The following is a 16,616-nucleotide window of genomic DNA, read 5'->3' as shown; positions in this document are numbered from 1 at the left end:
GTTAGCGGTCCGGACGAGACTCGAACTCGCGACCCCATGCGTGACAGGCATGTATTCTAACCAACTGAACTACCGGACCTTTTTTTTTGATAGCGATGCAAAGATAATGCAAGTTTCTTTACATACAATACTTCTTGTAATTTTTTTTAAGTAAAAACCCATAAAAATCCAGTAATAGTGCGGTTTTTAGCATGTTACAAATAAAATTAAAATTGTATTTTTTTTGTACTCCTTTTAAGAAATCATATGAACCATTTCCTAAACTTAATACCCAAAAATCAGCAACACAAACATATCTAGCTTATTTAGAGAAGCATCTCGTAAAAAGTCAGACTTCCATCAATAATATTTTGTATCTTTTAATACAGAATATAAAAAACTCACTTATGCAACAACAATTATTTAAAACACTATGGAAGGATTATACAAAACAAAATCCTTCGGCACAGGCAATACATGATCTTTTTACTCAGGAAAACGAAAAAGTAGTTAACGATCATGTTGCTTTTAGAACTTTCGATGACCCTAGAATGAATATTGAAATTCTGGCAAAAAAATTTATTAAAGCTGGATATGAGTTTGCAGGCAAATATAAATTTGAAGACAAGCATTTAAACGCTGTCCATATGGAACACCCTACCGAAAAGGCTCCTAAAGTTTTTATTTCGGAACTAATTATATCTGAATTTTCAGAAAACTTTCAGAAAAGAATCAAACAATTACTTAATTCGGTGGGCAACGCTTATTATTCCGATCCCGATTTAATATACAAGGGCAGTGTTTGGGGCACCCCCTCATACGAAACCTATCAGGCATTACGCAACGAATCGGAATATGCCGCATGGTTGTATGTGCATGGATTTAGAGTGAATCATTTTACAGTTAGCATTAATGAACTAAAAAAATACGATACCATAGAAAAAGTAAATCAATTTTTAAAAGACAAAGGCTATGAATTAAATAGTTCGGGAGGAGAAATAAAAGGAAGTCCAGAAAAATTATTGCAACAATCTTCTACTCTTTCCGAGATTATAAAAATGGAATTTAAGGAAGGTGTTTACGATATTCCGGCATGTTTTTACGAATTTGCCATGCGTCACAAAGATGAATCAGGAAAGCTATTTTCAGGATTTATAGCTGCCAATGCCAATAAGATATTTGATAGCACAAATTTTAGAGAAGCGAAGCTAGATTGACAATCCAATATCGGTTGAGAATATCTTTACAATATCAATTAAGTTGGGCAAGTACATTTGCCCAGCTTTTTTTGTGTAAATAATAGTATTTATTTGTTAGAAATGAGTCTCAGGATCTTATATTTGTCTAAAACAACTAACATCCTAAATAATGAAAACACAACACATTCTATTTGTTTTTATATGCATTCTTATTACCGCATGCAATACACAAAACAAAGCTCTGCCTGTAGAATCTGGAGTAGCCAAAACACTGGCCGAATACCGAAAAGAAAATATAAGTAATCTTGAATATAATTTAAGTTTTACTATTCCTGAAACAAGAGAACAAAATATCACCGGTACCAACACAATTGCCTTTAAGCTATTATCAACTAATCAGGATTTACAAATTGATTTTAGAGAAGATGTGAGCTTAATTAATAAGATAATTTGCAATGGAGAAAATTCTGCTTACCACCATGAATCGGAACACCTGATTATCCCGAAAAGGGAATTAATAAAAGGAGAAAACAAAATAGTAATAAAATTTACTGCAGGAAATACTTCATTGAACCGAAACGATGAATTTTTATATACATTATTTGTACCCGACAGAGCCAGAACAGCTTTTCCCTGCTTCGATCAACCTGATTTAAAGGCAAAATTTATATTGAGTTTATCGGTACCTAAAAATTGGAAAGCAATAGCAAATGGAAAAATTGAATCGGTACAGGAAAACAACGAAAAAACACTTTACAAATTTCTAAAAACCGAAGCATTACCTACATATCTATTCTCATTCGTAGCCGGAAAATTTGAAACTATTACTAGAGAACGAAATGGTCACAAACATACTATGTACCACCGTGAAACAGATGCTAATAAATTAGCTAACAATACCGATGAAATATTTCGTTTGCTTTTTGAATCGCTGGATTGGCTGGAAGATTACACAGATATCCCCTATCCTTTTGCTAAGTATGATATTGTGGTAATTCCATCCTTCCAATATGGAGGAATGGAGCATACTGGAGCTACATTATACAATGCTTCTAAAATGTTTTTAGATAAAAATGCAACTCAGAATAGCCTATTGAGCCGTGCTAACCTTATTGCTCACGAAACTTCGCACATGTGGTTTGGTGATCTTGTTACCATGAAATGGTTCGATCAGGTATGGTTAAAAGAGGTATTTGCTAACTTTTTAGCTGATAAAATTACAAATCCTTCTTTCCCGGATATAAATCATAAACTGAAATTTGAAATGGCCCATTTCCCAAGTTCCTATTCTATTGACAGAACCACTGGTGCAAACCCAATTAATCAAATTCTTCCAAACCTAAAAGATGCTGGTAGTGTTTATGGATCAATTATTTACCATAAATCGCCAATTGTAATGGATATGCTGGAAAAGATAACTGGTGAACAAGCTTTACAAAAGGGCTTGCAGAACTATTTAAAAACTTATGCTTATGGCAATGCCAGCTGGGAAGATTTAATTGGCATTCTTGACAAAAGTACAGACAGCAATTTATCGCAATGGAGTAAAGTTTGGGTAGATAAAGCCGGAAGAGCTCACATCACATCTGATTTGACTGAGGAAAATGGTAAAATATCCGAATTAACACTTACTCAGAGTGATGCTAATGGAAATCCAGGAAAATGGAATCAAAATTTAAAGCTAATTCTTGGCTATGCCGACAAAACAATTGGCCTTTCGGTTGCACTTGATAAGCCGGAAGTAAATGTTACTGCTGCCAAAGGAATGGATCTTCCTGAATACATTATCCCTAATGGAGCAGGAAATGCCTATGGATTCTTTAAAATGGATACTCGGACAAAGCAATTTCTGTTAAAAGATATCCATAAAGTAAAAGATGATTTACAAAGAGGTATTGCATGGATTAACCTATACGAAAATTTGAGAGAGGGTGAAATTAAGGGAAAAGACTTTTTATTAGCTGCCGAAAAACAAGTTTCAATAGAGAAAAACACTTTAATATTATCTCGCATTCTATCTTACCTAAAGTCTGTGTATTGGTTAAATATTAGCACTAATGAAAGAAAGCAATTCGGAAAGCATTTGGAAGAAAGTCTTTGGATTCGATTGGCCCAAGAAAAAAATATGAGCAACAAATCAAGTTTGTATTCTGCCTTAAGCAATATTGCGGAAAGCAAAAGCCGATTAGATCAGCTATATGCGGTTTGGAAAGACGAGATAGCCATTGGAGGCTTTTCCTTATCGGAAAACAAAGCAACAGCTCTGGCTTGTAATTTGGCCATTAAAATACCCGAAAAGGCTGATGAGATTGTTACAATACAAATCGAGCGAATTAAAAATGCGGATAGCAAGAAAAAAATGCAATTTATAGCTCCTGCCCTTTCTGCCGAGAAGCAAGTTCGCAAAGAATTTTTTGCTAGTCTGCACAAAGCTGAAAATAGAGAAATTGAACGTTGGGTTTTGGATGCTTTGCGATATTTAAATCATCCCTTAAGAGAAAACGATGCTCTTAATTATCTGCCTGAGGAATTGGAACTTTTAAAAGAAATTCAGGTAACTGGTGATATCTTTTTTCCATACAACTGGCTGAGTGCAGCCTATGGAGGACTTCAATCGAAAGAAGCTGGAGATATCACTCGTAAATTTTTAGAAGAACATCCGAACTATCCTGAGAATTTAAAATTAAAAATTTTGCAAGCAGCAGATTTAGTACTGAAGAAATAAAATGTAATTATAAGATATCGATAATATAAAGGCTCTTTTCAAATGATGGAAGAGCCTTTTTCTTTGAATAACTAACTAATTGTTAAGTAAATATTATTCGACGCGACAGCAATTACTTCCTATCCGAAAAGTTACAATTGAAAACTAGTGCAGAGTACCAAAATATCTATAGAAATATTTGAACAGAAATACCAAGATAGCATACCGGAATAGTAAAAGCCACAAATTTTAGCTCATAAAAAAAGATCAAGCAAATGCTTGATCTTTTTTTATCTTAATCCGAAACACGTTTGTTTACGTTTATTAGTTTTTAGTATCTTTTATGATAACATCATGGGCACCACCTTCGATAATACTTGTAGATGAAACCAAAGTAATTTTTGCTTCAGCCTGTAACTCTGCAATTGTTGTTACACCACAACTACACATGGTCGATTTAATTTTACCCGTAGTTATATCCAAGTTGTCTTTCAACTTACCTGCGTATGGCACGTAACTATCCACACCTTCTTCGAATTTCAGGCTGCTGTTACCACCCATATCATATCGTTGCCAGTTTCTAGCTCTGTTCGAACCTTCGCCCCAATATTCTTTTACGTAATTACTACCTATCAATAATTTTCTTGTAGGACTCTCGTCAAAACGAGCAAAATATCTTCCCATCATTAGGAAATCCGCACCCATTGATAAAGCTAGAGTCATGTGATAATCCTGAACAATACCACCGTCTGAACAAATTGGAATGTACTGTCCTGTTTTTTCATAATACTCATCACGAGCTTGTGCCACCTCAATAATTGCTGTTGCCTGTCCTCTACCAATTCCTTTTTGCTCTCTTGTAATACAGATTGATCCGCCACCTACACCAACTTTAATAAAATCAGCGCCAGCTTCAGCTAAATATAAAAAACCATCTCTATCAACAACATTACCTGCACCAACTGCCACTTTATCATTGTATCTTTCTTTAATCCACTGAATCGAATTTTTCTGCCATTCCGAAAAACCATCCGAAGAATCCAGGCACAATACATCAACACCAGCATCAACCAAAGCAGGAACACGTTCCTCGTAATCACGAGTATTAATTCCAGCACCTACAATTAGCCTTTTCTGATCGTCAAGCAATTCATTATGATTCACTTTATGGTTATCGTAATCTTTACGGAATACAAAATATTTTAGATTTTGATCTTTATCAATAATAGGAAGTGTATTTAACTTATGATCCCAAATAATATCATTGGCATCGGTTAAAGATATTCCAAGTTCACCTACCGCCAACTCTGGCAAAGGTCTCATTATATCTTTCACTTTTTTATCCAGACTATCTTTGTTAATTCGATAATCGCGACCGGTAATAATTCCAAGAAATTTACCATTAGGACTTCCATCGGCTGTTACCCCAATGGTCGAAAATCCTGTTTTTTCTTTCAAGTTTAAAATATCACGTAAAGTTTCTTCAGGAGTAATATTAGCACGACTTTGTACAAATCCTGCTTTGTGCTTTTTCACTCTCTTAACCATTCCAGCCTGCTGCTCAATAGATTGAGATCCAAAAATAAACGATACACCCCCTTCTTTAGCCAAAGCAATAGCCATTCCATCGTCGGATACTGATTGCATAATAGCTGATACAAAAGGAGTTTTTAAGTTAATTTTTGAGCTTTGCCCTTTTTGATATCGAACCAAAGGAGTTGTTAAATCTACCTTATCTGGAGTACAATCTACAGTAGTTAATCCTGGAATAATTAAATACTCGTTAAATGTTCTAGAAACCTCATTAATAATTTTAGCCATGGTTGTTCAGTAATTATTCAATGCTTGTTTATATAAAAAATTTCACAAAAATAATATTAATATTTGATTTGACACTTATTTATTTTCTCTTTTATATATCAAATTTAAATTTATTTAGGTATTTAATCCTTATTACTACACTTCTTTTTGACTCTGGTCTTAGAATTTTGTAAATTGAATAATAAGTTATCCTGCAAAGAATAAATTCACTTTATTCTTTAGAGTACTCTTTTTCATATTTCTACATTCCCGATTTCATCCTCTAAAAAATAAATTATGAATCTTGCACTAATTGTTTTAACTGGACTTACTGTATTTTTTCTGGCAGGCATACGAGTTATTTTTGAATACAAAAGAGCATTAAAATTCCGATTCGGAAAGTATATAAAAGTTCTAAAACCTGGTTTTCGTTGGATTATTCCCATTGTAGAAACCGTTAATATTGTAGATATTCGAGTCATTACAATTAATATCGATTCACAGGAAGTAATGACAGAAGATAATGTTCCCTGTAGTATTGATGGAGTTGTATTTTTTAAGATTGATGATCCGGAAAAAGCTGTTCTTGAAGTAGAAGAATATAAGTTTGCCATTATGCAATTGGCACAAGCTGCCTTGCGCGATGTATGTGGTAAAGTAGAACTGGATACCATTTTATCGAAACGCGAAGAAATGGGAAAAAATATAAAAACCATTGTTGAAAAGGAAACCATGGAATGGGGAATTGTAATAATCGATGTAAAAATTAAAGACATTCAGCTGCCAGAAAACATGCGCAGAATGATGGCTAATCAGGCAGAAGCTGAGCGTTCAAGAAGAGCTCGTGTAATTCTAGCCTTGGCCGAAGAGGAAGCTGCAGAAAATCTATTATCGGCTGGTAAACTAATCGACAAATCACCATCGGCAATTAAATTGAGATTGTACCAAACACTGGCCAATATTGCTTCAGAAAAGAATTCGACCATATTATTCCCTTTCCCTGAAGAAGTATTGCCAAGAAATACTAAAAAAGAATAAATAAACAAGCATAAAAAATCCCCCAATAATTCTAATTACTGGGGGATTTTAATGTAACTATGTATACTTTCAATTAATCTCTAAAATCATGGCTGAACGAGCCGGAACCTCAATACTATCTTTCATACTAAAACTTTTACCCGAGATAATATCTTTCGCCATTTCATTTCCTTTAATCATCTCATGATATCTTTTTGTTTCGAGCTGAACAGATTCCTTATTCTTATTCAGGATTACCATCACTTTACCATTATCGGTATGTCTAAAATATGAGTAAACTCCAAAATCGGGTGCATAATGAATTAATTTACCATTATGAATGATTTCGTTATCCTTTCTCCAGATTAATAGCTTTTTAAGAAAATCCTGAGCATCTTTCTCTTGCACGCTTAATCCTTTCCCAGTAAATGCATTTACTTTATCGCCACTCCAACCACCAGGAAAATCACTACGCAACATACCATGATCTCCCCCTCCGTCGCTCTTTGCCAATATCTCGGTACCATAATAAATTTGTGGAATTCCGCGCATGGTCAAAATATAGGCCATGGCCATTTTAAACGATTCGTAATTTCTATTAAGCTGATCAAAAATACGAGCCATATCATGATTATCAGGAAAAATTACCAGATTATCAGGATTGGGATATAGAAAATCGTTGGCCAGCATCTCATATAACTTAATCCATCCTGTTGACCATGTTTCCTCCTTATTTAAAGCCTCAACTAGAGCATTCTGAATAGGAAAATCCATTAAACTTGGTAAATAAGACTTATAATCATCATGATTTACTTTTCCTTTTTGCCAATATGAAATTAGAGCCGGATTCGTAGTCCACTCTTCGCCTACAATATTAAAGTTCGGATATTCCTCCATTACTTCCCTAGTCCATCTGCTCATAAAATCAGCATCCGGATAAGGATAAGTATCCATTCTTATTCCTTGTAAACCTGCATATTCAACCCACCAAATTGTATTTTGAATTAGGTATTTTGCCAGAAACTCGTTTCGCTGATTTAAATCAGGCATGGTTTTCACAAACCAACCATCGGCAAACTGCTTTAAGTCCTCTTTCGAAGCATATTTATCCTGAACCGTAGTTCTTTTATGAGAGGTCCTTTTAAATTTACCATTGCAATTAATCCAATCCTGCGAAGGCAAATCTTTCATCCACCAATGTTCCGATCCACAATGATTTACAACCATATCCATAATTAAACCAATGCCTTTTTCTTTTGCCAGTTGCGATAGTTTACGATACTCTTCATTGCTTCCAAAACGTTTGTCAACCTCATAATAATCGGTAATAGAATATCCATGATAAGATAATTTTGGCTGATTATTTTCTAAAACAGGATTTATCCAGATCGAAGTAAAACCCATATCTAAAATATAATCTAAATGATCTATAATACCTTTTATATCACCACCATGACGCCCCGACTTATCCTTTCTATTTACTGTATCAGGCATTCCTTTAACACTATCGTTATTCGGATTACCGTTGGCAAAACGATCTGGAGTAATCAGGTACATTACATCTTTTGATGTAAAGCCAATACGATTTGCCGACCCTTTTTCCCGCTCCAATAGCCTGTAAGTATAATTCAAAATGGTTTTCTTCCCTTTCTTAAATAAAATATCAAACTCACCCGCTTTAACTTTATCTCTCAACTTTAAATCGATAAACAGATAATTTGGATTTTGCACATAACTAACCTTTTCAATGCTCACTCCTGCATAATCCAATTCGGGCTTTAACTCTGAAATATTATCTCCATGAACCAGTAATTGCAAATTCGAATTCTTCATTCCAGTCCACCAAAAAGCAGGTTCTAAATGATTGATTTTATATTCTCCGGAAAAACCCAAATTCACAAACAAGAAAACATTTATAACTACGGCAATTAATCGTTTCATAATTTTATTTCTTAATGATAATTTCCTCTCATAATTTTATATACGGAAATACTGATTACAATGAAAATAAACCAACTTATAGTAAGCAAATTATTTCCACCGAGAACATATTTTCAAGTACCGATAACTGTGTTTAATGAAACTGGTCATTAGTCCTTCTATCTTAACAGATAAGTAAATTATTATAGTAGTTTGTCCTTACAAATAAATTTATGGCCGTCATTCATTTGCAATACTTCTAAAAATAGCTTAAATATGTCTTTTATGATGTATAAATAAAGTCCATGCAAATTATAACTTCCAATTCATCTAATTTAGCAAAAATTATAAATACCTCGTGGGTTCAGCACCTTTCTTACTGGTTATTTTACATGATATTTTTTGCCTTTACCTGGGGAAGTTATGATATGAATTTTAAGAAAACCCTACTGGTGGAATTAATCAATTTACCTGCAAAAATCATTCTGGTTTATTGGGTAATTTACTACCTGTTTCCGGTATTTCTTTACAAAAGAAGAATATGGCTATTCATTCTTTTATTTGGTTTATCCTTATTTGTAGTTGCCTTAATTGGTCGATTTACCGACAATCATATTATCCTTAAATATTATCTTACACAATTTAAGATTTTTCCTGTTTTTAATTTTATCCAGATTATTCGAAACATGATTAATTTAGGAACCGTAATGACTATTCCTTTTATTATTAAACTAGTAGAATATTTAAATTTAATAGCCCAAAATGAACAAAATCTTGCCAAAGAAAAGCTGGAAGCAGAACTATCTTTTCTAAAAAATCAGGTTCAACCTCATTTTTTATTCAATACTTTAAACAGTTTATATTCTCTGATTTTAAAAAAATCTGATCAATCTCTGGATGTAATTCTAAAACTATCGGAATTACTACGATATATGCTTTATGAAACCAATACAAAACAGGTAAACTTAAGTAAAGAAGTGGAAAGCATAAAAAACTATATCGAGTTGGAAAAAATTAGACATGGAGACAAAATCGATCTAAGTATAAATATTTGGGGCGATATAAATTCGAACAATATAGCTCCTATGATTATTCTTCCTTTTATTGAAAATAGTTTTAAACACAGCACAAAAGGCTTCGATAAAAAATCATGGATTACCATTGACATTGGAGTTAAAGAAAATAAATTAAAACTAAATATTGAAAATAGTATTCCCAATTCCAGTGCCGATCAGAATTCTATTGTAGGTGGCATTGGTTTGCAAAATGTAAAAAGGAGATTATCTTTAATCTATCCTGAAAAGTATGATTTAAAAATTGAGACAAACAAAGAATCGTATTGTGTACACTTAAATTTAGAATTATAATGAAAGTAAAATGTTTAATTGTTGATGATGAAGATTTGGCTCTGGATATAATCGAAGAATATATAAATAGAATTGATTATTTACAGTTGGAAGGCCGCTGTAAAAGTGCAGTGCAAGCTCTTTCTATTCTTAACAGTAAACAAATCGACTTGCTTTTTCTAGATATCCAAATGCCTGGCTTAACAGGAATTCAATTGCTAAGAAACCTCTCTAATCCACCAAGTGTTATATTTACAACTGCTTACACAGAATTTGCTTTGGAAAGTTACGAATTGGAAGCTTTAGATTATCTGATAAAACCGATACCCTTCGAACGATTTATTAAAGCTGTAAACCGTTATTTTAAGCTTGCAAAACATAACTTTCAGATTCCTGAGAAAAAGGAAAATAATAGTACTGAACAAGCTTTTATTTTTGTAAAATCGGAGAAACGAATGATTAAGGTTTTTCTTCATGAAATTTTATTCATCGAAAGTCAAAGAAATTATGTTTCTATTTATCTGGAAAATAATAAGGAAATAATTACCCTGAACACCATTAGTAATATTGAAGAAAAATTACCCGATAATAACTTTTTGCGAGTACACCGCTCTTTTATTATTGCATTAAAAAAGATAGGAAGCTATGCATCGGGAAATATTGAAATAAACAAGCAATTAATTCCCATTGGACGCAATTACAAAACAATGGTTATGTCTGTTTTAGAACGCAATGCAATTAGGTAATAAAGAAAGCTAAATCGCAAAATTAAGGATTTAATTACTAAGAAAATACTCTGTAAATTATTAAAACTTCTGGATAACAAAAACACCAGCTAAAATTAAAAATACGCCTAAAATTCGACCCCAATTTACGGGCTGAACAGGAATTCCAAACAGACCGTAATGATCGATAAGCAAAGAAAAAATTAGCTGACCTGCTACGATTAATCCAAAGCTTAAAGCCGCACCTAATCGAGGTACCAAAAAAATTACCGACGAAACATAAATTGCTCCTATTGCTCCTCCTATCCAGGCATGAAAAGGAGCTTCTTTAATAGTTTGCATCAGGTTATTGGAAGGACGCGTAAGCAATACAACAAGAAAAAGAATAATTCCTCCCACCAGAAAATTTACCAAAGCCGCCACCATAGGAGCTTTTAAAAAAGATCCCAATTTGGCATTTACACTTGCCTGAATTGGCATTAAACATCCAACCAGCAAAATTAATATCATTAAAAAATACCTCATAACTTGCAATTTACTTAGCCTGCAAAAGTATACATTTTCCATCTACAAGACTGATTATATCACGAACAAAATAATTAGCATCCTCAATTTCCGTATTCTGCGGCTTAATTTTTCAAAAAAATAATGACCAAACCTAGCTGCTGGTCATTACAAATTATCTATTGCTATTACATTTTATTTCATCTTAAATAAACACTTATCTATCATAAAAGTCACAAACCTTTTTAAACACAAAATCAAGATCCTCTTTAATTTTATCAGGTTCACTATCATTGTCTGGAAATGGATTCTCGTGGGTATACTCTCTGTTAAAATCCAGTTCATCAACTTTAATATAAATATCTCGATAAGCACCTTTTAATGTATTAATAACCTCAAAAGAAGGTATTACCAAATCTTTTTTAAGAGTAATGGCATAAATTTGGTGCTCATGTTTTCTTAATAAATTCTCTCTAAAATCTCTCATTTTCTGATAATCGAGCATAGAATGGAATATTTTTCCCTCTAAATGATCTTCATTCATAAAATGATTCAGCATTTTATCCTTTTGCAAGATATTATCGAAATGCTCAACTAAAAAAGAGTATAGAGCAACGTTAGCTTCGCTATCTAAAATAAATTTTGATACCGGTGAAAAGCGATTAAATGTGGCGCCACTGCAAAACAAACATACTTTCGAATTCGTAAAATAATTTTTATGATTTGTAAGTTTAAGAATTTGAGCCAAAAATCCACCTACTGAATAGGCAAAAATATCACACTCAAAATCTTTACTAATATGAGCATGATTACCATTTTTACATTCTTCAATAAACTGGATTACATCGTAATAACTTTGCAATCCCGACCAAATAAAACGCTGAGGCATGGAGTGTATGCGCATACTAATGGCAACATTAGATAAAGTAGAATGTACTATGTTTGGATACCTTTTTTTTCTTTCCCCACTCAATTTATACATTGCTCGCTTATTGCTCCAATATTTTGGCGCTCGCTCCATGTGAAAAGCTATTGGAAATAATATTACCGAACTTCCGGTACCCTCGCAAATAGAATTAGCCCATGGCAAATATTTGTCCCAGTCTTTCTCGTTAAATCCATGAAAAATGAATATTATTTTTTTGCTAATTTTAACTCCCTTGGGTTTTATTAAACGATAGTTAAAAAATCGATTTTCCTCTACCGAAATATCTTTAATGTGCACATTATCTTTAATGGTACCAACCTCAGTAAAAAAAGGAGATTCGTTTTTTATATCGATATTATGAGTTACACAATGGTAGTCCGAAACTCCGGGAAGAATTTTATATGATAAGGATTCTAACTTATATTCTTTTAGCTCTGTTTTGTTATTCATATCAATATATTTTTTAAATAACAACAACTCCTAACCTATGAATCACAATTTTTAAAGCGCAATTAAGATTTTAGAATACCTGCATTTTTTGGCATTCTAACTTCTCGACTAAAAAATGCAATACCATAAGAAAAGCATATATTGCAGATTTTTATGATCTAATTTACGAATCTACAAAAGAACAATTATTTTATACAACATTTTAAGAAAACAATTTTAGAAAACACATCTTATTAATTAAACAATAAAGTTTATCAAAGAATTTCTTCAATAAAAGTAAGGAATACAAACTCCTATTTTTTAAGTAAATAAGAATACTAAAAACCTTTTTTATACTGAGTATTAGTAGTTGGAGAAACTAAGTGTTTTAGTTGTTGCTCACAATCTGAATTCGAATCAGAACTTACAAACTGCTCGAAAAGTTCTATTAAACTGCATTTGTCTGTATTAACTTTAGTTTCGGTTTTTATATCACTTAAATCAATAAAAAAGCTGGTAAACCTATTAGGTAAGTCATTAACAATATCGAAATTTAGCATATTCGCTGCATTAAAAATGCGATGATAATTTCCTTTTGATTTCTCTATAATAAAATTGTCTTTTTTTAAATCGGTAATGGACGACAACTTCTCACAATTTTGAATACAAGTACCATCGACTTTGTTTTTGTCGCAAACATTTAACTGCTGAAACAAACACTGCCTACTCGTCATTAGCACAATAGGATGATAAATGCTGTAATAAAGTTTAAAACCGGCAGGTGCTTTTAAGGAATACATTTGCTGTTTGCTAAGTTCATTTGACAGGAAAGCACCTTGGCAATTAAAATTTTCCTGTAAACTAATAAGAGCATAAGAGTTTGCAATGTTAAGATATGGACCCGCAATCCATGAAATTCCCCTTTTACAGGCTTCAAGCGCGATTCCACTATTATTGGTAACGATATGTTTAAATTGTAGTTTCTCGAGCAATTTTACTGCTACACGATAATCTTCACCAATTAAAACCGATGGAAACCAAGGAATTAAGTTATCATTCGTTTTAAATAAATTGACAAATTCACTTCGCCTATTTTTAAAACTATTTGGCAGGCTAAAATATATATCTGCATTGCTATTCTTACAAATATCAATATCGTTTACCGATGATATTAAAACCGAAAGACTAGGTTTAGTAACAGGAAAATTCTCTTGTTTCAATTTTGGAATAATAACCGGAGCCACTACCTCTTTAAAATCATTCAGAACAAATAAAATTTTCTTTTTAATAGATGTTAAATCTTTGAAAGGAAGATACAGGTTGGTGCTCAGATTCAATTCTGTATGCTGAATAAAATATTCGGTATCGTTTATTGCTTTTAGTCTTTTTAAAACTGCCATTTCGGTTAAGGCTTCGGTTCCAACACTTTTTAAATTGGTATTAGAAAAAACCTCGAAGGATTTTTCGGGTGTTTTAACAAATACTTTTAGTGGTGAATCGCACTGACCAGAAATATCCAGGTTTAAAGGAATTTTATCAAGACTAATCGCGTCAATCCTATTTTTAACATCTGCTTTTAAGTGTTCTTTTTCCTGATAAAGTTTCTTTTTCCCTTCTAATTCCTGCTCTAGAGAAGCATATTTATTAAGCTTTGCAAAGTATTTGGTAGAATAAGACATTGGGTTATCAATAAATAAATCTTTATTGATATTTCCCTTTAGAAAACCATTAGAAAAATCGCGATTAAATACTTTATAAAGTTCACTCCTATCGGCAATCAGATTTCCCGTTTTATTGTAAGTATCAATCTGTTTTCTCCAGGCATTAACCACGGTATAAACATATTCAAACTCCTTAATTCGTCCTTCTATTTTTAGAGAATCAACACCAGCATTATCCAATTCTTTTAAATCGAAATACGCTGAATTGTCTTTCAAATTAAGAGGGTAATTTTCACCCGCCAATGTGCTTATATATTTTTCTCTACAGGGCTGACTGCATCGGCCTCGATTACCAGAATTTCCTCCATGAACAGAACTCATATAGCAAATACCCGAAAAGGAAATACAATAAGAACCATGCACAAATACTTCGCTTAGCATATTATTCTGATGAGCTGCCGCTGTTAGTCGTTTTATCTCATTAATATTTAATTCTCGAGATAAATTAACCCGCTCGGCTTTAAGCTGACTTAAAAATTTTATTTGACCTTCGTTATGAGTGGTAAGCTGAGTAGAAGCATGCACTTTAAGTGTTGGAAAATACTTCGTTAACAGATAAAGCATGCCTAAATCCTGAACAATTACAGCATCGATACTGGTATTAATCAATCTATTAAGCAATTTTATTAGTGCCGGTATTTCACTGTCTGTTATTATAATATTAAGAGTTAGAAAAACCTCACAATTGTGTTGGTGTGCTAATCTTAAAATTCCCTGTAAATTCTCAAAATTGATATTCGCAGCACGATTTCTCGCATTAAATTTGCTTAAACCACAATAAACAGCATTTGCTCCAGCCAGAATTGCTGTTTTTATGGAATCGATATCTCCCCCGGGTGCCAGTAACTCAATTTTTCTTTTCATTATTATTTATGCGAGATATTTATTCTATTACAGATAAATCGTTAATCTTGTTAATAAGATTTAGATACGTATTTAAAATCAAATTAGCATCAAGTCCAACGGCTATTAAATTAGTCCCCTCTTTAATTTCTTCAGCTATATTTTGATGATTAGCGACAAATGTACCAAATAATTTATGCTCTTTTCTACATTTATTCCGAACACGATTATAAGATTTCTTAAAAATCTCAGATTCAAATTCTCCGGGCACCCCTAGTGATGCAGATAAATCATAGGGTCCCATAAAAACTCCCGAAATATCATTACAATCAACAACTTCGTTTACAATAGCTAAGCCCTTTTCACTTTCAATCTGAGCAAAAATAAAAGGTTTAAAATTCGTAGTATATTCATTAAAATTAAGACCATATTTATTTGCCATACAAAAACCAACACTTCGTTTTCCTTTGGGAGGATAAAAAGAATAGTCGACCAGTGTTTTCAATTCACTTATACATTCTACTCTTGGCGCAATTATTCCATCGCAAGCCAAATCTAAAGCATGTTTAATATTAGCTTCATCGATACTAGCAATTCGAATAAATACTTTACTGTTTTCCTTTTTTGCCAGAATAATAGAAGATATTGTTTCATCAGACAGCTTTCCATGCTCCAAATCAATAAAAATAAAATCGAAACCCAAAGATGTTAACTGAGCATTTATTTGCAATAAATCAAGCGAAACAATGGTACCTATTTTAATTTTTTGTTCTTTCATAAAAAATAAAGCATTTGGTTAAAATACAATAAATACAACTGATTTAAAGTATTTTACATTAATATATTATGTAAGCCAACACATTTAAAATGGCCTTGACATTCGATTGCACGAAACTACAAAACAATAATTCCTTAACAAAAATATAATCCCAATTCATCAGCAATTAAAAAGCTTTAAATACATTAATCTTGTTTGAACAATAATTTGCTTGATGCTAACATTCCTACTACATTTGTTTCGAGAATTATCTCATTAAAATTTCTTTTATTTATTAATATTATAATTTCTATTCAAATGAGCGAGAAACTTACAATCCCCGAGGATATTCAGGAAGCGTGGACAAACCGTAAAGGTGCAATTGTTTTTACAACAGTTTCGAAAGATGCAATTCCAAATTCTATTTATGCAACCTGTGTATCTCTTTTCGAAGAAAACAGTATTATTGTCGCCAATAATTATTTCGATAAAACAATAAAAAACATAAATTCAGATAGCAAAGGTGTAATCCTTTTTATTACGAATGAAGATAAAGCTTATCAGCTTAAAGGAAGTATAGAATACTATACAAAAGGTAAGGTTTTTGAAGATATGAAAAAATGGAATCCTGAACGTTTACCGGGCCATGGTGCTGCAGTTCTTAAGGTTGAAGAAATTTTCTCTGGAGCAGAAAAATTAGTTTAAATATCATATTAAACAATCCCACTGCAAACGCCTTTTTTA

12 protein-coding genes and 1 tRNA gene are annotated in these 16,616 nt (G+C 32.5%); 6 read left to right on the top strand and 7 right to left on the bottom strand.

What is annotated here, in order from left to right; translation table 11 throughout:
• Nucleotides 1-5: 5 nt before the first annotated feature.
• Nucleotides 6-79: transfer RNA gene (locus ACT3CE_RS08120), tRNA-Asp, on the bottom strand.
• A 307-nt stretch (nt 80-386) separates the two neighbouring features.
• On the opposite strand from ACT3CE_RS08120, the gene ACT3CE_RS08115 reads away from it, so the two are divergent.
• Together ACT3CE_RS08115 and ACT3CE_RS08110 are read left to right on the top strand one after the other, a co-directional pair.
• Nucleotides 387-1,196: a DUF1338 domain-containing protein gene (locus ACT3CE_RS08115; RefSeq protein ID WP_444709268.1), complete on the top strand. Its 810-nt coding sequence runs from the start codon at nt 387-389 to the stop codon at nt 1,194-1,196.
• 151 nt (nt 1,197-1,347) lie between these two features.
• A complete protein-coding gene (locus ACT3CE_RS08110; protein ID WP_444709267.1) occupies nt 1,348-3,903 on the top strand; it encodes a M1 family metallopeptidase in 2,556 nt (851 codons plus the stop codon).
• 303 nt (nt 3,904-4,206) lie between these two features.
• Here the strand turns inward: ACT3CE_RS08110 and ACT3CE_RS08105 are convergent, their stop codons facing one another.
• The gene (locus tag ACT3CE_RS08105) at nt 4,207-5,703 is read right to left on the bottom strand and encodes an IMP dehydrogenase (protein WP_444709266.1); all 1,497 of its coding nucleotides are present in this window, start codon (nt 5,701-5,703) and stop codon (nt 4,207-4,209) included.
• Between the two features lie 276 nt (nt 5,704-5,979).
• Here ACT3CE_RS08105 and ACT3CE_RS08100 point away from each other — a divergent pair, with 276 nt between their 5' ends.
• On the top strand, nt 5,980-6,720 hold the full coding sequence (locus ACT3CE_RS08100; RefSeq protein WP_444709265.1) for an SPFH domain-containing protein: 741 nt from the start codon (nt 5,980-5,982) through the stop codon (nt 6,718-6,720).
• A gap of 69 nt (nt 6,721-6,789) precedes the next feature.
• Here the strand turns inward: ACT3CE_RS08100 and ACT3CE_RS08095 are convergent, their stop codons facing one another.
• Nucleotides 6,790-8,640: a glycoside hydrolase family 13 protein gene (locus ACT3CE_RS08095; RefSeq protein ID WP_444709264.1), complete on the bottom strand. Its 1,851-nt coding sequence runs from the start codon at nt 8,638-8,640 to the stop codon at nt 6,790-6,792.
• Between the two features lie 284 nt (nt 8,641-8,924).
• Between ACT3CE_RS08095 and ACT3CE_RS08090 the strand changes: the two genes are divergently transcribed.
• Both ACT3CE_RS08090 and ACT3CE_RS08085 read left to right on the top strand, forming a co-directional pair.
• Nucleotides 8,925-9,986 (top strand): sensor histidine kinase, encoded by a 1,062-nt coding sequence (locus ACT3CE_RS08090; protein WP_444709263.1) that lies wholly within the window; start codon nt 8,925-8,927, stop codon nt 9,984-9,986.
• A complete protein-coding gene (locus ACT3CE_RS08085) occupies nt 9,986-10,711 on the top strand; it encodes a LytR/AlgR family response regulator transcription factor (protein WP_444709262.1) in 726 nt (241 codons plus the stop codon). The genes ACT3CE_RS08090 and ACT3CE_RS08085 overlap by 1 nt, the downstream gene beginning before the upstream one ends.
• A gap of 60 nt (nt 10,712-10,771) precedes the next feature.
• Here the strand turns inward: ACT3CE_RS08085 and ACT3CE_RS08080 are convergent, their stop codons facing one another.
• From ACT3CE_RS08080 to ACT3CE_RS08065, 4 genes are all read right to left on the bottom strand, one after another.
• The gene (locus tag ACT3CE_RS08080; RefSeq protein WP_444709261.1) at nt 10,772-11,215 is read right to left on the bottom strand and encodes a DMT family transporter; all 444 of its coding nucleotides are present in this window, start codon (nt 11,213-11,215) and stop codon (nt 10,772-10,774) included.
• 196 nt (nt 11,216-11,411) lie between these two features.
• Nucleotides 11,412-12,572, bottom strand: a complete 1,161-nt coding sequence (locus ACT3CE_RS08075; RefSeq protein ID WP_444709260.1) for a DUF6051 family protein — start codon at nt 12,570-12,572, stop codon at nt 11,412-11,414.
• A gap of 317 nt (nt 12,573-12,889) precedes the next feature.
• The gene (locus ACT3CE_RS08070; protein ID WP_444709259.1) at nt 12,890-15,136 is read right to left on the bottom strand and encodes a peptidase U32 family protein; all 2,247 of its coding nucleotides are present in this window, start codon (nt 15,134-15,136) and stop codon (nt 12,890-12,892) included.
• 19 nt (nt 15,137-15,155) lie between these two features.
• Nucleotides 15,156-15,893: an HpcH/HpaI aldolase family protein gene (locus ACT3CE_RS08065; RefSeq protein ID WP_444709258.1), complete on the bottom strand. Its 738-nt coding sequence runs from the start codon at nt 15,891-15,893 to the stop codon at nt 15,156-15,158.
• 297 nt (nt 15,894-16,190) lie between these two features.
• On the opposite strand from ACT3CE_RS08065, the gene ACT3CE_RS08060 reads away from it, so the two are divergent.
• Nucleotides 16,191-16,577: a pyridoxamine 5'-phosphate oxidase family protein gene (locus ACT3CE_RS08060; RefSeq protein ID WP_444709257.1), complete on the top strand. Its 387-nt coding sequence runs from the start codon at nt 16,191-16,193 to the stop codon at nt 16,575-16,577.
• Nucleotides 16,578-16,616 lie beyond the last annotated feature (39 nt).

The organism is Marinifilum sp. RC60d5 (genome assembly GCF_052400665.1).
GTDB lineage: Bacteria > Bacteroidota > Bacteroidia > Bacteroidales > Marinifilaceae > JBQTGK01.
Note: the sequence above shows the minus strand (reverse complement) of the source record. Positions and strands in the feature narration are given on the sequence as shown.

Bases quoted from the DNA above. Each gene is read 5' to 3' on its own strand.
- ACT3CE_RS08060 (WP_444709257.1), top strand. From the start codon at position 16,191: ATGAGCGAGAAACTTACAATCCCCGAGGATATTCAGGAAGCGTGGACA.
- ACT3CE_RS08065 (WP_444709258.1), bottom strand. From the start codon at position 15,893: ATGAAAGAACAAAAAATTAAAATAGGTACCATTGTTTCGCTTGATTTA.
- ACT3CE_RS08115 (WP_444709268.1), top strand. From the start codon at position 387: ATGCAACAACAATTATTTAAAACACTATGGAAGGATTATACAAAACAA.
- ACT3CE_RS08085 (WP_444709262.1), top strand. From the start codon at position 9,986: ATGAAAGTAAAATGTTTAATTGTTGATGATGAAGATTTGGCTCTGGAT.
- ACT3CE_RS08070 (WP_444709259.1), bottom strand. From the start codon at position 15,136: ATGAAAAGAAAAATTGAGTTACTGGCACCCGGGGGAGATATCGATTCC.
- ACT3CE_RS08090 (WP_444709263.1), top strand. From the start codon at position 8,925: ATGCAAATTATAACTTCCAATTCATCTAATTTAGCAAAAATTATAAAT.
- ACT3CE_RS08100 (WP_444709265.1), top strand. From the start codon at position 5,980: ATGAATCTTGCACTAATTGTTTTAACTGGACTTACTGTATTTTTTCTG.
- ACT3CE_RS08095 (WP_444709264.1), bottom strand. From the start codon at position 8,640: ATGAAACGATTAATTGCCGTAGTTATAAATGTTTTCTTGTTTGTGAAT.
- ACT3CE_RS08110 (WP_444709267.1), top strand. From the start codon at position 1,348: ATGAAAACACAACACATTCTATTTGTTTTTATATGCATTCTTATTACC.
- ACT3CE_RS08075 (WP_444709260.1), bottom strand. From the start codon at position 12,572: ATGAATAACAAAACAGAGCTAAAAGAATATAAGTTAGAATCCTTATCA.
- ACT3CE_RS08080 (WP_444709261.1), bottom strand. From the start codon at position 11,215: ATGAGGTATTTTTTAATGATATTAATTTTGCTGGTTGGATGTTTAATG.
- ACT3CE_RS08105 (WP_444709266.1), bottom strand. From the start codon at position 5,703: ATGGCTAAAATTATTAATGAGGTTTCTAGAACATTTAACGAGTATTTA.